Raw genomic sequence first — 24,659 nt, forward strand, 5'->3', positions numbered from 1 at the left:
CCGCAGCCTCACTGACGCAAAAACCCGGATCTACGCCGATACGGCATCGATCCGGGCCAACGCGTCATCCGCGCCGTACGGCTGCAAGTAAGGCAGCCAGCGCGGGTCCCTATGCCCTGTGCCGATGATCCGCCAGGCCAGTCCGGACGGCGGGGCCGGCTGATGGCGCAGTCTCCAACCGATCTCGGCGACATGGCGGTCGGCCTTGACGTGGTTGCAGCGCCGGCACGCGGCGACGACGTTCTCCCAGGTGTGCTGGCCGCCGCGACTGCGCGGGACGACGTGGTCGACGCTGGTTGCGACGCCACCGCAGTACATACAGCGCCCGCCGTCCCGGGCGAACAGCGCCCGGCGGGTCAGCGGGACGGGGCCGCGAAAGGGCACTCTCACAAATCGCTTCAAGCGGACCACGCTCGGAGCGGGTATGACACGGGTCGCGCTGTGCATCAGGGCGCCGGATTCCTCAAGGCTGACGGCCTTCTCATTGAGGACGAGGACGAGCGCGCGGCGGAGCGGTACGACGCCGAGCGGCTCGTACGACGCGTTGAGGACCAGGACATGCGGCACGGGTGCCTCCTTGTACGCCGGCGGCGCGTGGCTCGCGCCGGGACGATCTCCCCACAGTGTCCCCCGGTGCCTGGTCACAGCGCCACCATGACCAGGTAACGGGCCGGAGGTGTTTTCCACCACAGCACCTCGGATCCCTTCAGATCCGGCTCTTTCCGGCCGTTCCGGGCGCCCGATTATCGAACACAGGCGCGGTCCGGTCCGGTTGCCCCGTTAGTGTGGTAGGTCTGCCCGGCCCCTCAGGTCCCCCGTGCGGTCCGGGCGCGCTGTCCCTCACGGAAGGTTCCGCTGTGTACTGGTCCGCCCCGACGGCCCTTGCCGCGCCGCCGCGCACCGCCGCGTCCGGCTCCGGCTCGGCCTCCCTCGACGAGGCCACCCAGACGGCCACCAACGCCGCCGACTGGGTCCAGGCGAACTGGGGGACGTGGCTCACGTCCGGCCTCCAGATCATCCTGATCATCGTGATCGCGGTGGTGCTGCGGCACCTGGTGCGCCGCACCCTCACCAAGCTCATCGACCGGATGAACCGCACCGCGGCCGCGGCCCAGCACACCGCCCTGGGCGGGCTGCTGGTCAACGCCGAGCGGCGGCGGCAGCGGTCGGAGGCGATCGGCTCGGTGCTGCGCAGCGTCGCCTCCTTCGTGATCATGGGTACGGCCGCGCTGACCGTGCTCTCGGTCCTCCAGATCAACCTGGCGCCGCTGCTGGCCAGTGCCGGTGTCGCCGGTGTCGCGATCGGTTTCGGCGCCCGCAACCTCGTCACCGACTTCCTCTCCGGCGTCTTCATGATCCTTGAGGACCAGTACGGCGTCGGCGACGAGATCGACGCGGGCGTGGCCACCGGTACGGTCATCGAGGTCGGGCTCCGGGTCACCAAGCTGCGCGGCGCCAACGGCGCGATCTGGTACATCCGCAACGGCGAGGTCAAGCGGATCGGGAACCTCAGCCAGGGCTGGTCCACCGCCGGCGTCGACGTGCTGATCGCCGCCGACCAGGACCTGGAGCGGGCCCGCTCGGTGATCACCGAGGTCGGCGAGGACATGGCCAAGGCCGAGCCGTGGAACGAGCTGCTGTGGGAGCCGGTGGAGGTGCTGGGCCTGAGCGAGGTGTCGCTGGACACCGTCACCGTCAGCGTCGCGGCCAAGACCATGCCGGGCAAGGCCGGTGGCGTCGAGCGCGAACTGCGCTGGCGCATCAAGCGCGCGCTGGACGCGGCCGGCATCCACCTCGCGCCGCGCCCGACGCCCGAGGAGGACGAGGGCGCGCCGGCCGACCCGTCCGCCACGGTGGCCGCCCCTTCGGCGCTCAACAACCCCTCGTCGCCGCAGTCGTTGGCGACCACGCCGATACCGCAGCCGAACCTGCGCAAGTAACGCACCACGGCACAAGGGGCATGTGACGCACGTCGCATGCCCCTTTGTCATGCCTGCCGCGCCCGCGTCCCCTTCGCGGCACCGAAACCCGTCAGGACCATTGACGCGCGCCCGATGGGCGGCCTACCTTCCTTGCCAGCAATTGGAAGGTTTCCTAACAGACATCTTCCGGACAGTTTCCACACGGAACCACGGGGTGGGTGGGCAGCGACCATGGCCGCATCTGGACAGGGAACACCGGGCACGCCGAGGGTGCTGCGGGCCATGAACGACCGGGCCGCGCTGGACCTGCTGGTCTCCCAGGGGCCACTGACCCGCACCCAGATCGGCGAGCTGACGGGCCTGTCGAAGCCGACCGCCTCCCAGCTGCTGACCCGGCTGACGGCGGCGGGACTGGTCCGGACGACCGGCAACGTCACCGGCCGCCCCGGCCCCAGCGCCCAGCTCTACGAGATCGACCCCACCGCCGCGCACGTCGCCGCGCTCGCCGTCGACCAGTTGGGCATCACCGCGGCCGTCGCGGACATCACCGGACGGGTGCTCGGCGAGGAGCGGGTGGACACCGACGCGGTCCCCGAGGACGCCACCGACCTGACCGCCCGCCTGGTCGCCAAAGCCGTCGACGGCGCGCTCGCCAAGGCCGGGCTGGACCGCGGGCGGCTGCACCGCGCGGTGATCGGCACGCCCGGCGCGCTCGACCCGCAGACCGGCCTGCTGCGGTACGCGCCCCATCTGCCCGGCTGGCAGTCCCGGGCGCTGCGCGAGGAGCTGGCCGAGGTCCTCGGCGTACCGCTGGTGATCGAGAACGACGTGAACCTCGCCGCGGTGGCCGAGCAACACGGCGGCGCCGCCCAGGACTTCGACGACTTCGTGCTGGTGTGGGTCGACGAGGGGGTGGGCGCCGCGATCGTGCTGGACGGGCGGCTGCTGCGCGGGGCCACCGGCGGCGCCGGCGAGATCGGCTATATGCCGCTGCCCGGCGCGCCGCTGGCCCGGGACGGCGACCGCAGCGCCGCACAGCCGGACGCCGGCGGCGGCTTCCAGCAGCTGGTCGGCACCCCGAGCATCCTCCAACTCGCCCGTGAGCGCGGCGCCACGGACGCCCGCACCGTCGCCGAGGCGCTGGCCCGGCAGGACGTGCGGGCCGAGGTGGCGCGGCGGCTGGCGACCGGGCTGGCCGCGGTGGTCGCGGTCGTCGACCCCCGGCTGGTGGTGCTCTCCGGCGAGGTCCCGCAGGCCGGCGGGGAGGCGCTGCGGGCCCTGGTCGAGGCGGAGTTCACCGGACTCGCGCTGCCCCGCCCCGAGATCCGGATCAGCGACATCGACGGCAACCCCATCCTCACCGGCGCGCTGCGCACGGCGCTCGCCGAGGCCCGCAACGCGGTCTTCGACACCGCCTGACCCGCTGCGCCACGGCCGGGGAGCCCCACCAGGCCCCAAGGAACCCTTGAGTGAAGGAAGTCCGCATGCTGCTCCCGCGCCCGGGTGTCCGACCGCGTCCCCCGCTCCGTCCGCACGCCCGGCCGCGCCGCGGCCTGCCGGCGGCCCTGGCCGCCGCCGGGTTACTCGCGGCCGGCTGCGCCCACCCCAGCGTCGGCAGCGACCGCGACGACCCCGCCGCGCCCGTCACCCTCACCTTCTGGCACGGCTGGTCCGAGCGGGGCGAGGTCAAGGCCATCGACGACGGCATCGCGCGCTTCGAGAAGCTCCACCCCAACATCACCGTCAAGACCGTCGGCAACGTCTCCGACGCCACCATGAACCAGGCGCTGCGGGCCGGCGGCAGCGACGCCCCCGACGTGGTGTCGTCGTTCACCACCAACAACGTGGGCCAGTACTGCTCGTCCGGAATGTGGGCGGACCTCGACCCCTTCATGAAGAAGACCGGGGTGGTGAAGGAGAAGGTCTTCCCCAAGACCCTGCTCGCCTACACCCAGTACCGCGGCCGGCAGTGCGCCCTGCCGCTGCTCGCCGACACCTACGGGCTCTACTACAACAAGGACGCGTTCAAAAAGGCCGGCATCAGCCGGCCGCCGCGCACCATGTCGGAACTGAAGAAGGACGCCGCCAAACTCACCCGGCGCACGCCGGACGGCTCCTATCGGCAGGTCGGCTTCATGCCCAACTTCCGTCTGTACCAGAACAGTCCGGACCGGCTCTTCGCCCAGTGGGGGCCCACGTACTTCGACCGGAACGGAAAGGCGCAGCTGGCCAAGGACCCCGCGACCCGGGATTTCTTCACCACCCAGCGGGAGATCATCGACGCCCAGGGCGGATATCCGGCGATGGAGAAGTTCCGCGCCTCCTTCGGCGACGAGATGTCCTCGCAGAACGCCTTCCTGCGGCAGAAGGTCGCGATGCACATGGACGGCGAATGGCGCGGTCTGATGCTCAAGGAGGCCAAGGCGCCGTTCGACTGGGGCGTCGCACCGATGCCGGTGCCCGACGACCAGGCGGACACCTACGGGCGGGGCTATCTCACCGGCACCGTCGCCGGTGTCGCGCACAGCAGCAAGCATCAGAACGCGGCCTGGGAACTGGTGAAGTTCCTGACCGTGGACACCGACCAGGTGGTCGCCTTCGCCAACGCCATCCACAACGTCCCGTCCACCAACGCCGCGCTCACCTCGCCGAAGCTGGACGCCGATCCGGCCTTCCGCACCTTCCTCGGCATCGCCCGCAATCCGCACAGCACCGCACTGCCGCCGTCCAACAACGGCGATATGTACGTCACCTCGCTCCAGGACTTCTCCTATGCCGTGGAGGCCGGAAAGGTTCCCGACCTCGATGCCGGACTGCGCGATCTCGACGCGGGGATCGACGCCGACAACCTCCAGTCCGAGAACTGACGGAGCCTGCCATGGCAGCCATCACTCCCCCCGCGCCGGCCCTGCGGCGCAAACACTTCCGCGAACGCCTGCGCATCCTGGGTTTCCTCTCCCCCTGGCTCGTCGGATTCTCGGTGTTCTTCGGCTATCCGCTGATCGCCACCGTCTACTTCTCCTTCATGCACTACAACCAGATCGAGCAGCCCGCATTCGTGGGCCTGCGGAACTGGAAATACGTGCTGACGCAGATGCCGCTGTTCGGGCCGGCGCTGTGGAACACGCTCTGGCTGGTCGTGGTGATGGTGGCGCTCCGGGTCCTCTTCGGCCTCGGTATCGGCCTGCTCATCACCAAAATCAAATCCGGTGCCGGCTTCTTCCGCACCGCGTTCTACCTGCCGTACCTGGCGCCGCCGGTGGCCGCCACCGTCGCGTTCGTCTTCCTGCTCAACCCGGCCACCGGGCCGGTCAACGAGATCCTCGGGGCGGTCGGCATCCCGGCCCCGGACTGGTTCAACGACCCGGCCTGGTCCAAACCGTCGCTGGTGCTGCTGTCCCTGTGGGGCATCGGCGACCTGATGGTGATCTTCATGGCGGCGCTGCTGGACGTCCCGAAGGAGCAGTACGAGGCCGCCGAGCTGGACGGCGCGGGCGCCTGGGGGAAGTTCCGCTATGTGACCTGGCCGTCGATCACCCCGATCGTGCTGTTCGCGGTGGTCACCGGCGTCGTGCAGACCATGCAGTACTACACCCAGGCGCTGGTCGCCGGGAAACTCGCCTCCGGCGTCACCATCGGCCCCGGCAGCGTCATCCAGCCCGGCTACCCGGACCACTCCACCCTGACCGTGCCGCAGCTCGTCTACTCGCTGGGCTTCCAGAACTTCAACACCGGTGCGGCCTGCGTCCTTTCGCTGGTGCTCTTCGCCCTCGCGATGGCCGTCACCACCCTGCTGATGCGCAAGCGCGCCGGCCTGCTCCCGGCGGAGGACTGACCCGCCATGACGGAAGGCTGACCCGACGTGACCACCACGACGCTCACCCGGCGCCCGGCCCGGGCCCGTACGCCCGGCACCGCCGGCGCCCCGGCCGCCCGCGCCCACCGCAAGCGCCTGCTGCACTGGATCGCCGTCCATGCGGTCGCGGTCGCCGCCGCCCTGTTCTTCCTGCTCCCCTTCGTCTTCGTTTTCCTGACCTCCGTCATGAACGACGACCAGGCGATGAGCGGCGAACTGTGGCCGCACCAGTGGAACTGGTCCAACTACGCCGCGGTGTTCACCACCCCCGGCTTCCTCGACTGGTGGAAGAACTCCCTGCTCTACGCGGGCCTGGGCACCCTCTTCACGGTCTGCTCGGCGATCCCGGTCGCCTATGCGCTGGCCCGCTTCCGCTTCCGCGGCCGCCGCACGGCGATGCTCCTGGTGATCTCCACGATGATGCTGCCGCCCCAGGTCATCGTCATCCCGATGTACCTGGTGTGGGCGCAGCAGCTGCATCTGACCGGCTCGGTCTGGCCGTTGATCATCCCGATGGCGTTCGGCGACGCCTACTCCATCTTCCTGCTCCGGCAGTTCCTCCTGACGATCCCGCAGGAGTACGTGGAGTCCGCGAAGGTGGACGGCTGCGGCGAACTGCGCACCCTGCTGTGGATCGTCGTCCCGATGGCCCGCCCCGGCATCGCCGCCATCGCCCTCTTCCAGTTCTTCTACTGCTGGAACGACTACTTCGGACCGCAGATCTACGCCGCGCAGAACCCGGCCGCCTGGACGCTCTCCTACGGCCTGGAGTCCTTCAAGAGCGCGCACAGCGTCAACTGGAACCTCACCATGGCCGCGACGCTGCTGGTCATGGCCCCCGTCATCCTCGTGTTCTTCTTCGCGCAGAAGGCCTTCGTCGAAGGCGTCACACTCACCGGAGTGAAGGGCTGAAACGGAAATGCTGCCAACTTCTGGGGGACGCTCCCCGTACTCCAGCATCAAACTCGCCGTGGTCGGCGGCGGTTCGACCTACACCCCCGAACTCATCGACGGCTTCGCGCGGTTGCGCGACGTCCTGCCGATCGCCGAACTGGTGCTGATCGACCCGGCCGCCGAACGGCTGGAGCTGATCGGCGGGCTGGCCCGCCGGATCTTCGCCGCCCAGGGCCACCCGGGCCGGATCACCTGGACCCACGATCTCGACGCCGGCCTCGACGGCGCCGACGCCGTCCTCCTCCAGCTGCGGGTCGGCGGGCAGGCCGCCCGCAACCAGGACGAGACCTGGCCGCTGACCTGCGGCTGCATCGGCCAGGAGACCACCGGTGCGGGCGGGCTCGCCAAGGCGCTGCGCACCGTCCCGATCGTGCTGGACATCGCCGAACGGGTGCGCCGCCGCTGCCCGGACGCCTGGATCGTGGACTTCACCAACCCGGTGGGCATCGTCACCCGGGCCCTGCTCACCCACGGCCACAAGGCCGTCGGGCTGTGCAACGTGGCCATCGGCTTCCAGCGGAAGTTCGCCCGGCTGCTGGGCGTCGCCCCCGAGCGGGTCGAGCTGGAGCACATCGGCCTCAACCACCTCACCTGGGAGCGCGCCGTCCGCGTCGACGGCGTGGACGTGCTCCCCAAGCTCCTCGCCGAGCACGGCGACGCGGTCGCCGACGACGTCCGGATGCCCCGCGCGCTCCTCGACCGCCTGGGCGTCGTCCCCTCCTACTACCTGCGCTACTACTACCAGCACGACGCGGTCGTGTCGGAACTGCGCACCAAGCCCTCCCGGGCCGCCGAGGTCGCCGCCCTCGAACGCCAACTCCTCGACCTCTACGCCGACCCGGCCCTGGCCGAAAAGCCGGAGCTCCTCTCCCGCCGCGGCGGCGCCTTCTACTCCGAGGCGGCGGTGGCCCTGACGTCGTCGCTGCTGGGGGGCGGGGGCCAGGGGGGAGTCCGGGGTGGCGTCCCAAGCGACGTCCAGGGCGACGCCGAGGGGCATGCCCAGGACCGCGTTCCGGGTGACGGCCGGGACGGCGCCGTGGGCGGGGCCCGGGGGGACGTCCAGATCGTCAACACCTTCAACAACGGCACGCTGCCGTTCCTGCCGGACGATGCGGTGATCGAGGTCCCGGCGGCGGTGGGGCCCCGGGGGGCCTCCCCCCTCCCCCTCCGCCCCCTCGCCCCCCTGTTCGCCGGACTGATCGGCAATGTCGCGGCCTATGAGGACCTGGCCCTGGAGGCGGCCCTCAAGGGCGGCCGCGACCGGGTCTTCTCCGCGCTCCTCGCACACCCCCTCATCGGACAGATCGACTACGCGGAACGGCTCACCGACGAGCTGATCGCACACAACCGGGAGCACCTCACGTGGGCCTGACCGGCACCGTGCTCGCCATCGACGCGGGCAACAGCAAGACCGACGTGGCTCTGGTGGCCACGGACGGCAGGGTCCTCGGCCGGGCCCGCGGCGGCGGCTTCCAGCCGCCGGTGGTCGGCACCGCCCGCGCCGTGGACATCCTGACTCCCCTGATCGCCTCGGCCCGGGCCCAGGCCGGACTGACCGGCGACGCCCCCGTCGCCCACCTCTCCGCCTTCCTCGCCAACGCCGACCTCCCCATCGAGGTGACCCGCCTGACCGCCGAGATCACCTCGCGCGGCTGGGCGGACACCACCACCGTCGGCAACGACACCTTCGCCCTCCTGCGCACCGGACTCCCCGATGACGGCGAGCAGTTGGGCGTCGCCGTCGTCTGCGGCGCCGGCATCAACTGCGTCGGGCTCGGCCGCGGCGGCGCCACCGCCCGCTTCCCCGCCATAGGGCGCATCTCCGGCGACTGGGGCGGCGGCTCCTTCCTCGCCGACGAGGCCCTGTGGCACGCCGCCCGCGCCGAGGACGGCCGCGGCGCCCCCAGCGAACTCGCCCGCGCGCTCCCCGCCCACTTCGGCCTGACCACCATGCTGGAACTCATCGAGGCCCTACACCTGCACCGGATCCCCGACGCCCGCCGGCACGAACTGTCCCCCCTCCTCTTCGAGATCGCGGCGGGCGGCGACGCCGTCGCCCGCTCCCTCGTCGCCCGCCAGGCGGAGGAGGTCGCCGTGATGGCCACCGTCGCCCTTCAACGCCTGGACCTTCTCGCCGAACCGACCCCGGTCGTCCTCGGCGGCAGCGTCCTCGCCGCCCGGCACCCCCTCCTCCACGACCGCCTCACCCAACTCCTCGCCGAACACGCCCCCAAGGCCGTCCCCCACGTCATCACCGCCCCACCGGTCCTGGGCGCCGCCCTGGACGCGTTGGACCGGATCACTCCCGCGCCTCCCCAAGGGGCTTATGAGCGACTGCGGTCGGAGTGGACGTAGGGCCGGCCTCCCGGGCGTAGCACTCCGCGACGCCGGACCGCGAACTGCCCCTTGCCCCTTGCCCTTTGCCCCCCTATCCGCTGCGTCCTGTGTCCTGCGTGCCTGTCTCACCCCACCCGCACCCCGTTGCCTGTTCGTGTCTCGGTGCGTTCGCCCGGCGTCAGGACGAGAGCGGGAGGAGGGAGGGCGTGGTTGCTTTCCGTGAGGATGGTGACGGGGTGGTCGGTGTCGTTGATGACGGGGGTGGGGGTGCCGTCGGCGGAGTGGAGGAGGGGGTAGGTGCCGGCCGGGTTGATGTAGGTCGTGCTGCCGATGGTGAGGAAACCGCTTGCGGTGGCCGGTGGTTCGGGGTCGGCCGGCGCGCCGAGGGCGGCCTTGGCGAGAGGGGTCAGGAGTCGGGCGAGGTGGCGCATGGCGGTCCTCCGTCGGGTCGGGGTCGGCGGGATCTCCCACCCACCTTTCGTCACTCAGCGTAGTTGCGGATGGAGTGTTCGTCAGCGGCGCGCGGGGGTGCTCGGGGGGCGTGGAGGGCGGGGGTGTGCGCGGTTGACGCCGGGAGCCGCGGGGAACCGGGGTGCGGTGGGCGGGCGTGATGAGGGGTGGTGGGCGCGCGCCGCGGCCGGAGGCACGTCCCGGGGCGTTCGGCGTTCCGAACAAGATCGGGTCAAGTCCGGTGTGGTGATCGGGCACTGCGGACATACTGACGGCCATGCGTCCGTGCCCGCGGGCGCCGAGCGCGGGGCCGGCCCGCAGCGCACGACCTAGGGGGTGGATCTTCGGTGACATCGGTAACGCCGGTGACATCAGTGGCGCCCGAGTCGTCCGTGTCGCCGGATTCCCCCGTACCGGCGGCGGGGAACGGGTCGGGCGCACAGCCCGCCCTGCCCGGCGCGCGCCGGCGCACCGCGTGGGCCGAGGGCCTGGACCGGCTGCGGGCCGCCGCCACGACCGAGCCGGGGCGGCTGCGCGCGATCGGAGCGGTACTGGCGCTGCTGGTCGTGGTGTTCGGGGCGGCCACCGCCTGGCAGGTGTCGGCCCGTTCGGCGGCCGCCGACGACGTCGTGCTGCGCAGCCAGCCGCTGACCGCGGACGCGGCGAGCATCTACCGGTCGCTGGCGGACGCCGACACCACGGCCGCCGCCGGGTTCCTGGCCGGCGGCGCGGAGTCCGAGACGACCCGTAAGCGGTACGCCGCGGACCTGGCAACCGCGTCGCAGCTGCTGGTCAAGGCGGCGGCGAACACGCAGATGCCGGGCGCGCAAAGCGGCGCGGCGGATCCGGCCGGCGCGCAGATCGCCCGGCTGAACCAGCTCCTGCCGCGGTACGCGGGGCTGGTGGAGACGGCCCGGACCGACAACCGGCAGGGGCTGCCGCTGGGCGGCGCCTATCTGCGGTACGCCAACGAGCAGATGCGGACGGAACTCCTGCCGGCCGCCCAGGCGTTGTACGAGGCGGAGACGGAGCGGCTGACCGCCGACCACGAACGGGCCGCGGCCTGGCCGTGGTGGGCGCTGGCGGCGGGAGGGGTGGCCATCGGGGCGCTGGCCTGGGCGCAGCGCCGGGACCGCCGGCGCACCAACAGGGTGGTCAACCGCGGGCTGCTGGCGGCCGCGGTGGCGTCGGCGGCGGTGCTGCTGTGGCTGGCGACGGGGCACGCACTGGCGCGGGCCGGGCTGGCCGACGCGTATGCGCACGGCGCCCGTTCGCTGGAGGTGCTCAACACCGCCCGGATCGACGCCCTGCGGGCGCGCGGGGACGAGAATCTGACGCTGGTGGCGCGCGGCGCGGTGCTCACCAAGGACCAGAAGGACTTCTACGAGGTCGACTTCCAGGCCGGGATGGCCGATCTGGCGGGCGCGGCCGGGCCCGGCCCGGTGGCCGCCGCCGGTGAGCTGGGGAAGGCGCTGGCCCTGGCGGACGACGAGGCGGGCCGGCGCCCGGTGCGGGACGCGGTGGCGGCCGTCCGGGAGTGGCGGGCCCGGCACGCCGAGGCGCGGTCGGCGGACGACCGGGGGGACTACGAGCGGGCGCTGGCGAAGGTGATCGGCGGGGACGGTGCGACCGGGGCGTCGTTCGACCGGGTCGACACCGGACTCGGCCGGGCGCTGGTGCACGAGCAGGAGCGGTTCCGGGCGGCGGCGGACGGCGGGCGCGCGGCGTTCGGCGGGCTGGCGGTGGGCGCCGGGGTGCTGGCCGCGGCGGCCGCTGCGGCCGCGGTGCTGGGCATCGGGCGCAGGCTGTCGGAGTACCGGTGAGGGGGCTTTGGAGATGGTGACGCGCGGGCGGGAACTGCGGAATCTGCGGGCCGTGCTGGGGCCGGTCGCCGCGGGCATGGCCGTGATGGCGGCGGCCGCCGCGGTGCTGGTGCCCGCGCTGGGCCGGGGGGACCGCCCACCGGCCCCGGGGCCGGTGGAGACGCACGGGGCGCAGGGGACGGGGCGCGCGGCGCCCGCCGCGGCCGGGTGCACGCCGGGCACCGCGACGCGGAGCCTGCGGCCCTCGCCGGACGACGGCCCGGCGGTGGAGCGGATCAAGAAGAAGGGCCAACTGGTCGTCGGGGTGGACCAGAACACCTACCGGTGGGGGTACCGCGACCCGGACACGGGCCAGTTGGAGGGCTTCGACATCGACCTGGCGCGGGCGATCGCCAAGGACATCCTGGGGCCGGACGCCAAGGTCGTCTTCCAGGCGGTGCCGACCAACCAGCGGATCCCGGCGCTCCGGCAGCGCACGGTCGACATGGTCGTGCGGACGATGACGATCAACTGCGCGCGCCGGGAGCAGGTGGCGTTCTCGACCGCGTACTTCCAGGCCGGACAGCAGGTGCTCGCCCCGAAGGAGTCGTCGATCACGGCGTTCGACGACTCGCTGCGCGGCAAGCGGGTGTGCACCGCGGCCGGTTCGACGGGCGAGGCGGAGCTGTCGCACCGGAGCCACGGCGCGCGGGTGCTGACCGCGCCCAACCAGCTCGACTGCCTGGTGCGGCTCCAGTTGGGGCAGGCGGACGCGGTGGTCACCGACAGCGCGCTGGCCGCGGCGCAGGCGGCGCAGGACCCGACGGTGAAGCTCAAGGGCCGGCCGTTCACCGACGAGTCCTACGGCGTGGCGATGAACAAGGACGATCCGGATCTGGTGCGCCGGGTCAACAAGGTGCTGGACGACTACCGCAGCGGCGGCGAGGACAGCCCCTGGATGCGGGCGTACCGGAAGTGGCTGAAGGCCGATCTGCCCGGTATATCGGGCCCGCCGGCGCCGCAGTACAGCAACTGAGGGCCACCCGGCCGCCGCCAGGTCCCCCACTTGCGGCCCGATGGGGCCACTATGGAGGGCGGGAGCGGGGGAAGGGGAACGACCAAGAGCCGGCGAGCGAGGTCCGGCGCACCAACCGCCGTGCACGGTACGCGTATTGGAGAGGTGATCGATGGGGGTCCCTGGACCCTTCCCCGGCTCGGCGGGGAGGCCCGATGCCCCGGTGCTGGACCGGGAGGAGGTGGACCGCGCCCTGGCGCAGCTCGGCGCCGAGTACGAGGCGATCGAGACGTCGCTGCTCGCGTTGCAGGACCACGCCGGCCGCCGGCTCCTGGAGGGCGCCGAACTGTCCGGCGCCACCAAGGAGCGCTGGGCCGAGGCGGAGCGGTCGATCGCGGTGCTGTGGTCGCTGTTCGACGCCTACACGGAGGTGCTGACGGCCGCCCGGGAGCTGCGGGCGCGGCGGCGCTGGCCGTCCGCCGAGGAGCTCGCGGAGCTGTCGGAGCTGGTGCGGCACGGCGAGGTGGCGGTCCCGGCCACCGACGGCACCGGGGACGGGGCCGGCGCCCGGCTGCGCCTTCCGGAGCTGGTCGCCCGGATGAACGGGCTGTACGCGCGGTCCCTGGACGTGATCGTGGCGGCGGACACGGTGTGGTCGGCGCTGCCGGCCCGGATAGACCTGCTGTCCGAGGAGTTGCGGCGGACGCGGTCGCTGGCGCACTCGGTAGGGGTGCGCCCCGGGGAGCATCCGGCCGGCGACGACCTGGAGCGGATCACGGACGAGTTGGCGCGGCTGCGCGCCCAGGTGATCGTGGACCCGCTGGCGTTCTGGGAGTCGGCGGGGGCCGGGAGCGCGGCGCCCGGCGGCGGCCGGCCGGACACCGTCCGCTACGACCGGGCGGCGCGGGCGCTGGAGGACATCCGGCGCGAGGTGGCGGCGGTGCTGGACGTGCGGCAGGACGCGGAGCGGCGGCTGATGATGCTGCGCGACGTGCTGTCGCGGGCGGACCGCACGCTCACCGAGGCGCGGCAGGCGCGCGGGGAGGTGCTGGCGAAGATCGCCGCGTCGGAGGTGCCGGCGGTCAGCGGCCCCTCCACGGTGCTGCACGAGCAGTTGGCGGCGGCGGCCGAGTACCGCCGCCGGTCGCAGTGGCACCGGTTGTCGCCGCTGCTGGACAGCCTGGAGGAGCGGGCGGAGGACGAACTCCAGCGGGCCCGGGCGTCGTTGACGGCGGTGACCGCGCCGCTGGCGGTGCGGGCCGAGCTGCGCGGCCGGCTGGACGCGTACCGGGCGCGGGTGGCCCGGCACGGCCTGGCGGCCGATCCGCTGCTGGTGGAGCGGTACGACCTCGCGCGCCGGATGCTGTGGAGCGCGCCGTGCGATCTGCGGGTGGCCGAGCAGGCGGTGTGGCGCTATCAGGAGGCGGCGGCGGAGGCGATGGTCCCGGAGGCCCGGGACGGCAGGGGGGAGCCGTGACGGAGCGGGACGGGGGGCGGTGCCAGCGCCGGGAGTGCGACGGGCACTACGAGGACGTCGGCGGCGGTGAACTGTACTGCGACGTCTGCGGCCTGGCGCCGGTGATCTCCGCCGAGGGGCTGCTCTCGGCGACCGCCACGGTGCTGACGCAGCGGGTGGACGCCGGCGGGGCGACCGTCGCCGCGCCGCCGCCGGCCGACGCCCGCGCGCGCGAGGCGTCCGGGCCCCGTGTCCCCGGGCAGGCGAGGAGCGGCGCTGCCGGGACGGGCTCGGCGCCCCGGACGCCGCCGGTGGTGCGCGGCACGGGCGGCAGCGCCGCGGCCGCCGGCTCCGCGCGCGGTTCCGGGGCCTCGCGCGGGCGGCTGGGCGCGGGGCTGGTCACGGTGCCGCAGGTGCCGCGGCGCGATCCGCGGGCGGCGGTGCTGGCCGATCCGAAGGTGCCCGAACGCAAGCGGTTCTGCAGCCGCGGGGAGTGCGGGTCGCCGGTGGGCCGGGGCCGGGAGGGCCGGCCGGGGACGGCGGAGGGCTTCTGCACCAAGTGCGGCCACCCGTACAGCTTCGTACCGAAGTTGCGCCCCGGGGAGCTGGTGCACGACCAGTACGAGGTCCAGGGGTGCCTGGCGCACGGCGGACTGGGCTGGATCTATCTGGCCCGGGACCGGGCGGTCGACGACCGGTGGGTGGTGCTCAAGGGGCTGCTGGACACCGGCGACGAGGAGGCGCTGGCGGCGGCGGTGTCCGAGCGGCGGCACCTGGCCGCGATCGAGCACCCGAACATCGTGCGGATCTACAACTTCGTGGAGCACCTGGACCGTTCGACGGGCAGCCGGGACGGCTACATCGTCATGGAGTACATCGACGGCACCTCCCTCAAGGACCTCGCCAATGAGCGGCGCACGTCCCAGGGGCGGCGCGATCCGATGCCGGTGGAGCAGGCGTGCGCGTACGGCATCGAGGCGCTGGAGGCGCTCGGCCATCTGCACAGCCGGCAGCTGCTCTACTGCGACTTCAAGGTCGACAACGCCATCCAGCAGCACGACCGGCTCACCCTGATCGACCTGGGCGCGGTGCGGCGGGCGGACGACCACGAGAGCCCGATCTACGGCACGATCGGCTACCAGGCGCCCGAGGTCGGCGAGGTGGGCCCGTCGATCGCCTCCGACCTCTACACCGTCGGCCGCACGCTAGCCGTCCTCACCTTCGACTTCCAGGGCTACACCAACGTCTTCGCGGACTCCCTGCCGGACCCGGACCACATCGAGGTGTTCCGCAGCTACGAGTCCTTCTACCGGCTGCTGGTGCGGGCCACCGAGCCGGATCCGGCCCGCCGCTTCGGGTCCGCCGAGGAGATGGCCGAGCAGTTGACGGGGGTGCTGCGGGAGGTGGTGGCGCTCCGTACGGAGGAGCCCCGGCCGGCGCTGTCCACCTTGTTCGGGCCCGAGCTGCGGGTGGTGGGCACGGAGCCGCTGCCGCCGCCGGCCGGTGACAGCTCGCTGCTGGGGGCCCGCCGGACCGGCCGGCGACGCTCCGGCGGGGCCGCCGACCGGGACCCGGCGCGGACGGCCGGCGAGCCGGCGCCGCGGCCGCTGGACGTGGCCGCGGCGGCGCTGGCGCTGCCGGTGCCGCGCACCGACCCCGGCGACCCCAACGCCGGGTTCCTGGCCGGTCTGCACGCCGCGACGCCGGCGGAGCTGCTGGTCGCGCTGCGCGCGGCGCCCGCCGACTCACCGGAGGTCCGACTGCGGGCGCTGCGCGCCCAGTTGGAGCTCGGGCCGGGCGCGGACGGCCCGGAGCCCGGTGGCGCGGGGCCGGTGGCGCGGTGGGCCGACGGCGCGCCGGAGGCGGACGGGAGCGGGGACTGGCGGGCGGTGTGGCACCGCGGGCTGGTGGCCCTGGCGACCGGCGACCGGGAGGGCGCGGCGCTGGCGTTCGACGCGGTCTACGACGCGTTCCCGGGCGAGCCGGCGCCGAAGCTGGCGCTGGGCATCAGCGCCGAGCTGCTGGGGCAGTTGGACAACGCCGCGGAGTACTACCGACTCGTGTGGGCGACGGACCGCGGCTATGTGAGTGCCGCGTTCGGGCTGGCCCGGGTACGGCTCGCGGCCGGCGAACGGACGGGCGCGGTGGCCGCGCTGGAGTCCGTCCCGGAGGCGTCCATCCACTACACGGCGGCCCGGATCGCGGCAGTACGGGCCCGGTTGCGGCGGCGTTCGCCCCGGGAGCCGCTGCTGCCGGATCTGCGGGCGGCCGCCCAACAGGTCGAGGCGCTGGCCGACTTCGGACTCGACGACCGGCGCCGGGCGCAACTCGCCACCGAGGTACTGGGCAGTGCTCTGGACTGGGTACTCTCCGGGGGCCACGGCGACGGGCCCGGTGACGGCGTCCGCAGCGGCGGGCCGGACGGTGCGACCGGACCGGCGCTGCTCGGCAGTCCGCTGGACGAGCGCGGGCTGCGGTTCGGGCTGGAGCGCTGGTACCGCCTGCTGGCGCGGCTGGCGCAGCGTGGTGAGGAAAGGATCGAACTGGTGGAGCGGGCCAACCGCTTCCGCCCCAGGACATGGGTGTGACATGGGTGTGAGTGGGCCGTCCCGGTGCCGGAGCTGCGGTGAGCCGCTCGATGCGGGGGACAACTACTGCGGGCGGTGCGGCGCCGAGCCCCTGGCGTCGGCCGGGTACGGCGGGTCGGCGGGGTCCGGGGCGCCGCCGCCGGCGGTGTATGCGGCGGGCCCGGCGCAGGCGGGCCCGCCGCCGCCCGACCCCACGACCCGTCTCGCGTACGGGGACGCGATGCCGCCGCCGTCCGGTGCCGCCGGGCGGCCGGCCGACCCCCGGGTGGTCGGCTACGAGGCGGTCGCCGATGCGGCCGCCGGCGCCGGGGCGCGCCCCGAACCGGCCGTCCGGGCCGCGGCGGAAGAGACCGCCGGGCCGCAAGCGGAGCCGGCGCCGGGCGGCCGGCCCACGACCCCGTCAGAGACCGAAGCGGAATCCACGACGAAGGACGGTGCAGCTGATATGCCCGGGTCCGACACGGCAACTCCTACGGCATCCGACCCGGCCACCGGGACACCAAGCGGAACGCCCGACGAGTCGCCCGCCACCCCCGTTACCGCGCCCGCCGCCACCGCATCCGGAACGCCCCCGAAAGCCCCGGTCGGGCCGGAACGGGACCATCTGGAGCGGGAGTTGGCGGGCATCGCGGCGGTCAGCGACCGCGGCCACCGGCACCACCGCAACGAGGACTTCTTCGCCCTGGCCGACACCGAGCTGCCGGACGGCGCGCCCGCGGTGATCGCGGTGGTCTGCGACGGCGTCTCCTCGGCGACCCGGCCGGACGACGCGTCCCTGGCCGCCGCCGAGCGGGCCGCCGGGGCGCTGCGGATGGCACTGCCGCGCGGCGCGCACCCGCAGCAGGCGATGCACGACGCGGTGATGGCGGCCTCGGCGGCGGTGGACGCACTGGCCGCCGACCCCTCGCTCGCGCATGACGAGTACCGCCAGCAGAACGCCCCGGCCTGCACGTTCGTCGGCGCGGTGGTCGGCGGCGGGCTGCTGACCATCGGCTGGGTCGGCGACAGCCGGGCCTACTGGATCCCCGACGACCGCACCGCGACGCCGGTCCGGCTCACCGAGGACGACTCCTGGGCCGCCCAGATGGTCGCCAACAACCTGATGACGGAGGCCGAGGCCAACGCCGACGAGCGGGCGCACGCCATCACCGGCTGGCTGGGCGCGGACGCGTACGAGGTGGAGCCGCACGTCGCGGCGTTCCGGCCGGACGGGCCGGGGGTCGTGGTGGTGTGCACCGACGGGCTGTGGAACTACGCCGAGACGGCCGCGGCGCTGGCCGCGGTGCTGCCGCTGGACGCGCCCGCCCGGCCGCTGGGCGCCGCGCGGGCGCTGGTCGCCCACGCGCTGGACGGCGGCGGGCACGACAACGTCACGGTCGCGGTGGTGCCGTTCCGGGCGCCCGCAGAAGGGGCGGGATCGGCCTGAACACCGCGCACGCGCCGGGCCCGGCCGCCCGCCCGGGCCCCGGGAGCGGAACGTAACCCATGGCCAACTTCGCCAAGTCGCGGGCCCCGCGCTTCACCGCCGAGGTGCACCACAACCCCCGTCTTCCCGAGGGCGGGCGCGCACTGCACGCCGTCGTCACGGTCACCGCGACCGGCGGCGGTTCGACCGGCGGGCGGCCGGTGCCCGCGGCGCGGCCGGAGCCTGAGGTTCCGCCGGCAGCCGGGCGGGACGGCGGGCCCTTCGGTCCGGACGCCGGGGTCGTCCTGCGGGTGCGGACCCCGGTGGGTGCCGAGGTGGCGTTCCTGCGGCAAGTGGCGCCCACCGCCGGGGAACTGACCGGCCGGCGCCGGGCGTCGGGCCCGCGCTCGGGCGACTACCCGACCGGCCCCTGGGGCGATGAGTCCCGCGACTTCCATCTCTGTCTGCGCGTCCCGGACCCCGGGCTCGGCCGGGAGATGCTCGCCGCCCGGATCACGGTGCTGCTGCCCGCGCCGGACGGCACCGCGCCCCGGGTCGTGGCGCAGGGCCTGGTCCGGGCCACGTGGACGGACGATCCGGTCGCCGCGGTACAGATCGACCCACAAGTGGCATGCCACACAGGACGGTTCGAACTGGCGCAAGTCATCCAGCGGGGACTGGATGCGGCCAAGTACGGAGATGCCGACCATGCCCTGATGGAGCTGCGTCGCGCGCTGCGCCTGGCCGCCGCCGCGGGGCACGAGGACACTGCGAAACTCCTTGCGAAGGTGGTGGACGGCGCCGACGCCGCGACGGGTACTGTGCGACAGGCGGCGAAGGCGTTCGAGGCTCGACGGGAGGGTTCCCGGAAGGCGTCCGGCACCGTTCACCGCCCAGAGGAACCGCAATGAACAACCACGATCAGCACTGATCGGTATCACCGGACGAAACGGTACGGAGGGGGAAGAACCGACATGCCGACCTGCCCGAGCGGCCACCAGTCGGCGGCCGAGGACTGGTGCGAGGTGTGCGGCCAGCGCATGGCGGGTGCCGTCCCCCCGCCGCCCTCTCTGCCCGCCGGCTTCCTGAACGCGCCGCCGCCCGCCGAGCCGACCGGCCCGGCCGGTCCGCCGCCCGGTCAGCCAGGCCCCCCGCCGGGACAGCCCGGCCCGCCGCCCGGCATGCCCGGTCCCGGCCCGATGGGCCAGCCCGGCCCCCTGCCGCCCGGTGGCCCCGAAGGTTTCGGCGGCCCCGGTGCGCCCGCACCCGGCCCCGGCGGCCAACCGCCGCAGGGCGGCTACGGCTTCCCGCCGCCCGCACCCGGCGGCCCCGAGGGCTTCGGTGGCCCTGGGGCGCCCGAGAGCTTCGGTCCTCCCGGCGGCCCCGGCGCGCCCGCGCCCGGCCCCGGCGGTCAACCGCCGCAGGGCGGCTACGGCTTCCCGCCGCCCGCACCCGGTCCGCCCGCCCCCGGTGGCCCCTTCGCTCCGCCGCCCGGTGCGCCCGCGCCCGGTGGCCAACCGCCGCAGGGCGGCTACGGTTTCCCGCCGCCGGCCCCCGGCCCGGTCGCCCCCGGCATGCCCGCGCCCGGCACCCCGCCGCACGGCACCCCGCCGCACGGCACCGCCCCGTACGGCGCCCCGGCCCCCGGTCCGGGCCCCGAGCAGCCGGCGGAGCCGCAGGCCTGCCCGCAGTGCCATGCGCCGCGCGACGGCATGGCGCCGTTCTGCCCGGAGTGCCAGTACAACTTCCTCACCAACGCGCCGACGTCGTTCGCGCCGCCGCCCGGTGCGCCCGTACCCGGCGGCCAACCGCCGCAGGGCGGCTACGGCTTCCCGCCGCCGGCCCCCGGCCCGGTCGCCCCCGGCCCCGGTGGCCAGCCGCCCCAGGGCGGTTACGGCTTCCCGCCGGCTCCGGCGCCGCAGCCGCCGGGCCCGCCGCCCGGTATGCCCGGCCCCGGCGGCTTCCCGGGTCAGCCCGGTCCGCCGCCCGGCATGCCCGCTCCCGGCCGGCCCGGCCCCCCGCCGCCCCCGCAGCAGGGCGACGACTGGACGCTGAACCCGCCGAGCGCGCAGCACGGCGCACCGATGGCGCCCCCGCAGCCCGGACCCGGCCCGCAGGCCCCGTTCGAGCAGCAGCCGCCGGCCCCGTTCCCGCCCCAACAGCCCCCGCAGCCGGGCCCGTTCGAGCAGCCGCAGGGCTTCGAGCAGTCGCAGGGCTTCGAGCAGCCGCAGGGCTTCGAGCAGCCGGGCCAGCCGGGGCCCGACGGCCAGTGGAACGGCGGCCCCGGTCAGGCCCCCGCGATGCCGCCGCAGGGCCCGCCGCCGGTCGTCGGCGACGGCTGGGTGGTGGCCATCGCGCCGGACCGCGAGTACTTCATGGCGATGATGAGCCGCAGCGGCCCGGAGGCCGCGGGGCTCAACCTGCCCTCGTACTCCCCCGAGCAGGTGCTGCCGCTCGCCGGCGGCCAGGTCTCGGTCGGCCGCCGCCGGAACAGCACCGGCGAGTCCCCGGACGTCGACCTGGCCCGGACCCCCGAGGACCCGGGCGTCTCGCACCAGCACGCCCTGCTCGTCCAGCAGCAGGACGGCAGCTGGGCGGTGGTGGACCAGAACTCCACCAACGGCACCACGGTCAACCTCGCCGAGGACCCGATCCAGCCGTACGTCCCGGTGCCGCTCCACGAGGGCGACCGGGTGCACGTCGGCGCCTGGACGACGCTGACCGTCCGCCGCGGCTGACACCGAGGACACCTGTCGACTCCGGGGCGTGATCGGCCGATCGCGCCCCGGAGTCGCGTCCGCTTCCGGGACGTCCCAAGTCCAAGGTCCCAGGTCGGCGCGTCTGCCACCATGGACCGGTGAACAACATTCCCCAGGGCACGCTTCAGGAGCAGACCTTCTACGAGCAGGTCGGTGGCGAGGACACCTTCCGCCGCCTGGTGCGCCGCTTCTACGAGGGGGTCGCCGAGGACCCGCTGCTGCGGCCGATGTACCCGGAGGAGGACCTGGGACCGGCCGAGGAGCGCCTTGTCCTCTTCCTCATGCAGTACTGGGGCGGCCCCCGCACCTACAGCGAGAACCGCGGCCACCCCCGGCTGCGGATGCGGCACGCCCCGTTCACCGTCGACCGCGCCGCGCACGACGCCTGGCTGCGGCACATGCGGGACGCGGTGGACTCCCTCGGGCTCGCCGAGGAACACCAGGCGAAGCTGTGGGACTACTTCACGTACGCGGCCGCGTCGATGATCAACACCGCGGGCTGAGAGAACGGTCACACCGTCCGGAGCGCCGCACGGCATCACGATCCGGTCAAGACCACCTGAGAACCCCCACCCGGCACCCCGCCCCTCTGGCAGCATCCACGGCATCCGAGCACCCATGCGAACGTCTCGCGTTGCCGGGTGCCGGGAGCCGCCGGCGCACCCCGACCCGAGGCCCGAGCCGCTCCGGGGGGAAGCGTGTCCGGCTTCATCGTGCTGCGGGTGCGCGCGCACCGTGCGCTGCTGGCCGCCGCCCTGCTCTCGGTGCTGCTGACCGCCACCGTGCTGGCCACCCTCTCCGCCTTCTCCGACGCGGTCGGCGACGCCGGCCTGCGGCAGGCCCTGCGCACCCGGTCCACCACCCTCCAGGTGAAGGCCCAACTCCCGCCGTCCCGGCGGCAGTTGGCGGACCAGGCGGTGGAGCGCGGCGCCCGGCGGGCCTTCGACGGGCTGCCGCACACCCTGCGCACACTGACCCGCTCCGGTCCGTACGCCCTTCCGCGCACCCTGCCGGCGCCGTCCGCGACCGGGGCCGCCACGGGCCCGGCCGACGGGCAGGAGCCCGACCTCACCCACCTCGCGGCCCTGGACCGCAGCCGGATCACGCTCACCGCCGGCCACTGGCCCGGGGAGGCGGCGCACGGCCGGCTCCCGGTGGCGCTGCCGGCGGCCGCCGCCGCCCGCCTCGGCCTCCGCCCCGGCCGCCGGATCACCCTCGACAACCGGCTCTCCGGCCCGGCCCACCTGACCGTCGAGGTCACCGGCGTCTACCGCCCCAAGGACCGCACCGACCCGTACTGGAAGCTGGACGAACTCGGCGGGCGCGGGGTCCGCACCCTCGGCTTCACCACCTACGGGCCGCTGCTCACCGCCCCCGGGGCGTTCCGGTCCGGCGGGGTGCTGGTGCAGGACTCGGTGGCCTGGCTGGCCACCGCCGACTTCCCCACCCTGACCGCGGACCGGCTGCCCGCCCTCGCCACCGCGGCGCGCCCGGCCGCCCGGGCGCTGATGGCCGACCCGGCGTTCGGCGGCCAGGTCACCGCCGCCACCGAACTCCCCGAGGTGCTGGCGCAGTTGCAGCGGTCGCTGCTGGTGAACCGGTCCACCGTGCTGATCGTCGCGCTGCAGCTCCTGCTGCTGGCCGGGTACGCGCTGCTGCTGGTGGCGCGGATGCTGAGCGCCGAACGGACCGGCGAGCAGGCCCTGTTGCGGGCCCGCGGCGCCTCCCGGCCGCAGCTCGCCCGGCTGGCCCTGGCCGAGGCGCTGCTGCTGGCGCTGCCGGCCGCGCTCGCCGCGCCGCTGCTGGCCGGGCCGCTGCTGCGGCTGCCGGCGAGCGGCGCGGCGACCGGCCGCAGCGGACTGCCGCTCTCCTCCGCGCCGGCCGGCGGGACCTGGCTGACAGGTGCGGTGGTGGCGCTGGGCTGCGCCGCGGCGGTGGCCGCGCCGGCCGTCCTGCGGTCCGGGGCGGACGGCTCGGCGGCCCGCGGCCGGACGCTGCCCGGTGCCGTACGGGCCGGCGCCGATCTGGGGCTTCTGGTGGTCGCCGGGGTGGCGTACTGGCAGTTGTGGCGGCGGACCGGGGAGGGCGGCGGCGGGGTGCTGAGCGTGGACGGCGGCGGGCAGTTGGGCATCGACCCGGTGCTGGTGTCCGCCCCGGCGCTGGCGCTGCTGGCCGGCGCGGTGCTGACGCTGCGGCTGCTGCCGCCGGCCGCCCGCCTGGCCGAACGGGCCGCCGCCCGCGGCCGGGGACTGGTCGTGGCACTGGCCGGCTGGCAGATCAGCCGCCGCGGTTCCGCCGGTCCCCCGGGGCGGGCGCGCGGGGGCGCCGCCCACCGCGTCACCGATCCGGTGCTGCTGCTGGTGCTGGCCACCGCGCTGGGCATGCTGGCGATCGGCCAGCGCGCCTCGTGGAACCGCTCGCAGGACGACCAGGCAGACCTCCGGGCGGGCGCCGCGGTGCGCGTACTGGCCGGCCGCACACCGCAGTTGGGGCAGGGCGGCGGCTATGCGGCCGTCCCCGGGGTGGCCGCCGCGCTGCCCGTCGGGAACGCCGTCTTGGACCTGCCGGACGGCCATGCCTCCGCGCTGCTGGCCCTGGACACCCGCCGTGCGGTCGGGGCGCTGCTGCTCCGCGGCGACCTGGCGGGCGGCGCCGCGGACGGTCCGGCGGGCGCCCGGGCCGCCGACGCGGTCCTGCGGGCCGCGGCGCCCCCGGCCGGCCCCCCGCCCGGCGTCCCGCTCCCCCCGGACACCACGCGGTTGACCCTGACCATGACCCTGGCCTCGCTCCGGTCCCTGCCGGCGCCCCGCCGGGCCGTCCCGTCCGACGGCCCGGTCGGGCCCGACACCGGCCCCGTCCCCGCCACCGTCTCGGTGCTCGTCACCGACGCCCACGGCAGCCCGTACACCCTCCCGCTCGCCTCGCTGCCGGCCGACGGCCGGCCGCACACCGGCACCGCGGACCTGGCCGCCGCGGCCGGCGCCCCGGCGGGCCGCCCGGCCGCACCGCTGCGGCTGACCGGCTTCGTCCTCGACCTGGACCAGCCCGCGGTCGCGCACCGCCAGCGGCTGACCGTGGCCGCCGCGACCGCGGTCACCGGCTCCGGCGCCACCCACCGCCTCACCGCCCCGCGGGGCCCGGCCTGGACGGCCCGGATCGCCGACCAGAGCTCCACCGCCGGCGGCCCCGCCGGTCCCAGGACGGGCCGCACCGAGGTGCCCGTCGGCGGGCTGCTGGCGCAGACCTACGACAGCGGCGCCCGGCAGGACCGGTGGGGCGCCGCGCTGACGACGGTGCGGATCACCGCCGCGCACCCGGCCCGCCCGCCGCTGGCCGCCGTCGCCACCGACGCGTTCCTCCGGGCCCGCGGCTCCCGGGTCGGCGCGGTCATCGACGTCACGGTCAACGGGCGGTCGCTGAAGGCCAGGATCGTCCGGGCGGTCCGCGCCCTGCCGGGGCCGGCGGACGGACCGGCCGGCTCCGGCGGGCTGCTGGTCGACTTCGGCGCCGTCAACGAGGCGCTGTCCGACGTCGGCGCGACCCCGCTGGACGCCGCCGAATGGTGGCTGCGCCCCCGCCCCGGCGCCACCGCGCGGGCGGTGGCCGCGCTGCGGGCCCGCGCCGACCTCGACCCCGGCCAGGTGGTGGTCCGCGACGAGATCGCCGCGGAGCTGCACGAGGACCCGCTGGGCCGCGGACCGCAGACCGCGCTGGCCGCCGCGGCGGCGGTCGCGGTGGCGCTGGCGGCGACCGGCTTCGCGGTCGGCGCGGCCGGTGCGGTCCGCGAACGGGCCCGGGAGTTCGCCGTGCTGCGGGCCCTGGGCGCGCCCCGCCGGCAACTGGCCCGGATGATCGCCGTCGAACAGGGCGTGCTGATCGTGCCGGCGCTGGCCGTCGGCACGGCCCTGGGCACGGTGCTGACCCGGGCGGTGGTCCCGCTGGTGGTCCTGACGCAGGAGGCCGGCCGGCCGGTGCCGCCGGTGCTGGTGGAGCTGCCGCCCGGCCAGGTCGCCGGGCTGGTCGCCGCGGTGGCGGTGGTCCCGCTGCTGGTCGTCGCCCTCGGGCTGCGCCGCGGCGACCCGGTGCACGCCCTGCGCACCCAGGGAGAGCGGTGA

At 75.0% G+C, this 24,659-nt stretch carries 18 protein-coding genes; 16 read left to right on the forward strand and 2 right to left on the reverse strand.

The features are described from left to right. Positions 1–30 precede the first annotated feature (30 nt). The gene (locus ACIQE0_RS06870) at positions 31–567 is read right to left on the reverse strand and encodes an HNH endonuclease (RefSeq protein ID WP_366338933.1); all 537 of its coding nucleotides are present in this window, start codon (positions 565–567) and stop codon (positions 31–33) included. Between the two features lie 290 nt (positions 568–857). On the opposite strand from ACIQE0_RS06870, the gene ACIQE0_RS06875 reads away from it, so the two are divergent. From ACIQE0_RS06875 to ACIQE0_RS06905, 7 genes are all read left to right on the forward strand, one after another. Next, positions 858–1,940 (forward strand): mechanosensitive ion channel family protein, encoded by a 1,083-nt coding sequence (locus ACIQE0_RS06875; RefSeq protein ID WP_366338931.1) that lies wholly within the window; start codon positions 858–860, stop codon positions 1,938–1,940. A 264-nt stretch (positions 1,941–2,204) separates the two neighbouring features. Next, positions 2,205–3,341 (forward strand): ROK family protein, encoded by a 1,137-nt coding sequence (locus tag ACIQE0_RS06880; protein ID WP_402329572.1) that lies wholly within the window; start codon positions 2,205–2,207, stop codon positions 3,339–3,341. Between the two features lie 65 nt (positions 3,342–3,406). Further along, a complete protein-coding gene (locus ACIQE0_RS06885; protein ID WP_402329574.1) occupies positions 3,407–4,789 on the forward strand; it encodes an ABC transporter substrate-binding protein in 1,383 nt (460 codons plus the stop codon). Between the two features lie 11 nt (positions 4,790–4,800). Continuing rightward, positions 4,801–5,757 (forward strand): carbohydrate ABC transporter permease, encoded by a 957-nt coding sequence (locus tag ACIQE0_RS06890; RefSeq protein WP_402329576.1) that lies wholly within the window; start codon positions 4,801–4,803, stop codon positions 5,755–5,757. A 27-nt stretch (positions 5,758–5,784) separates the two neighbouring features. Beyond that, positions 5,785–6,690, forward strand: a complete 906-nt coding sequence (locus ACIQE0_RS06895; protein WP_402329578.1) for a carbohydrate ABC transporter permease — start codon at positions 5,785–5,787, stop codon at positions 6,688–6,690. Positions 6,691–6,736: 46 nt separating this feature from the next. Continuing rightward, entirely contained in the window at positions 6,737–8,104 is a 1,368-nt protein-coding gene (locus tag ACIQE0_RS06900; protein WP_402329832.1) for a 6-phospho-beta-glucosidase, read from the forward strand. Then, entirely contained in the window at positions 8,095–9,087 is a 993-nt protein-coding gene (locus ACIQE0_RS06905; protein ID WP_366338921.1) for a BadF/BadG/BcrA/BcrD ATPase family protein, read from the forward strand. Before ACIQE0_RS06900 ends, ACIQE0_RS06905 begins: the two co-directional genes overlap by 10 nt. 107 nt (positions 9,088–9,194) lie before the next feature. Here ACIQE0_RS06905 and ACIQE0_RS06910 read toward each other — a convergent pair whose 3' ends face one another. Next, the gene (locus tag ACIQE0_RS06910; RefSeq protein ID WP_402329580.1) at positions 9,195–9,500 is read right to left on the reverse strand and encodes a hypothetical protein; all 306 of its coding nucleotides are present in this window, start codon (positions 9,498–9,500) and stop codon (positions 9,195–9,197) included. Positions 9,501–9,911: 411 nt separating this feature from the next. On the opposite strand from ACIQE0_RS06910, the gene ACIQE0_RS06915 reads away from it, so the two are divergent. From ACIQE0_RS06915 to ACIQE0_RS06955, 9 genes are all read left to right on the forward strand, one after another. Next, positions 9,912–11,342 (forward strand): hypothetical protein, encoded by a 1,431-nt coding sequence (locus tag ACIQE0_RS06915; RefSeq protein WP_402329582.1) that lies wholly within the window; start codon positions 9,912–9,914, stop codon positions 11,340–11,342. A 13-nt stretch (positions 11,343–11,355) separates the two neighbouring features. Continuing rightward, positions 11,356–12,357, forward strand: coding sequence for a glutamate ABC transporter substrate-binding protein (locus ACIQE0_RS06920; protein ID WP_366338917.1), 1,002 nt, complete (start codon positions 11,356–11,358; stop codon positions 12,355–12,357). Positions 12,358–12,508: 151 nt separating this feature from the next. Further along, positions 12,509–13,813, forward strand: a complete 1,305-nt coding sequence (locus tag ACIQE0_RS06925) for a hypothetical protein (RefSeq protein ID WP_402329584.1) — start codon at positions 12,509–12,511, stop codon at positions 13,811–13,813. Next, a complete protein-coding gene (locus tag ACIQE0_RS06930; protein WP_402329585.1) occupies positions 13,810–16,380 on the forward strand; it encodes a tetratricopeptide repeat protein in 2,571 nt (856 codons plus the stop codon). Before ACIQE0_RS06925 ends, ACIQE0_RS06930 begins: the two co-directional genes overlap by 4 nt. Positions 16,381–16,600: 220 nt before the next feature. Then, complete coding sequence (locus ACIQE0_RS06935) at positions 16,601–17,806, forward strand: protein phosphatase 2C domain-containing protein (protein WP_402329586.1); 1,206 nt, start codon at positions 16,601–16,603, stop codon at positions 17,804–17,806. A gap of 59 nt (positions 17,807–17,865) precedes the next feature. Then, positions 17,866–18,696, forward strand: coding sequence for a hypothetical protein (locus ACIQE0_RS06940; protein WP_402329587.1), 831 nt, complete (start codon positions 17,866–17,868; stop codon positions 18,694–18,696). A gap of 63 nt (positions 18,697–18,759) precedes the next feature. Then, complete coding sequence (locus tag ACIQE0_RS06945; RefSeq protein ID WP_402329588.1) at positions 18,760–20,523, forward strand: FHA domain-containing protein; 1,764 nt, start codon at positions 18,760–18,762, stop codon at positions 20,521–20,523. Between the two features lie 119 nt (positions 20,524–20,642). After that, positions 20,643–21,047 (forward strand): globin, encoded by a 405-nt coding sequence (locus ACIQE0_RS06950; RefSeq protein ID WP_366338905.1) that lies wholly within the window; start codon positions 20,643–20,645, stop codon positions 21,045–21,047. A gap of 195 nt (positions 21,048–21,242) precedes the next feature. Continuing rightward, a complete protein-coding gene (locus ACIQE0_RS06955) occupies positions 21,243–24,659 on the forward strand; it encodes an FtsX-like permease family protein (protein ID WP_402329589.1) in 3,417 nt (1,138 codons plus the stop codon).

This window comes from Streptomyces sp. NPDC093097 (genome assembly GCF_044754325.1).
Classification (GTDB): domain Bacteria; phylum Actinomycetota; class Actinomycetes; order Streptomycetales; family Streptomycetaceae; genus Streptomyces.

Excerpts from the sequence above, each read along its gene's own strand:
- ACIQE0_RS06880 (WP_402329572.1), top strand. The coding sequence starts at position 2,205 with ATGAACGACCGGGCCGCGCTGGACCTGCTGGTCTCCCAGGGGCCACTG.
- ACIQE0_RS06885 (WP_402329574.1), top strand. The coding sequence starts at position 3,407 with ATGCTGCTCCCGCGCCCGGGTGTCCGACCGCGTCCCCCGCTCCGTCCG.
- ACIQE0_RS06890 (WP_402329576.1), top strand. The coding sequence starts at position 4,801 with ATGGCAGCCATCACTCCCCCCGCGCCGGCCCTGCGGCGCAAACACTTC.
- ACIQE0_RS06910 (WP_402329580.1), bottom strand. The coding sequence starts at position 9,500 with ATGCGCCACCTCGCCCGACTCCTGACCCCTCTCGCCAAGGCCGCCCTC.
- ACIQE0_RS06920 (WP_366338917.1), top strand. The coding sequence starts at position 11,356 with ATGGTGACGCGCGGGCGGGAACTGCGGAATCTGCGGGCCGTGCTGGGG.
- ACIQE0_RS06925 (WP_402329584.1), top strand. The coding sequence starts at position 12,509 with ATGGGGGTCCCTGGACCCTTCCCCGGCTCGGCGGGGAGGCCCGATGCC.
- ACIQE0_RS06935 (WP_402329586.1), top strand. The coding sequence starts at position 16,601 with ATGCCGCCGCCGTCCGGTGCCGCCGGGCGGCCGGCCGACCCCCGGGTG.
- ACIQE0_RS06940 (WP_402329587.1), top strand. The coding sequence starts at position 17,866 with ATGGCCAACTTCGCCAAGTCGCGGGCCCCGCGCTTCACCGCCGAGGTG.
- ACIQE0_RS06945 (WP_402329588.1), top strand. The coding sequence starts at position 18,760 with ATGCCGACCTGCCCGAGCGGCCACCAGTCGGCGGCCGAGGACTGGTGC.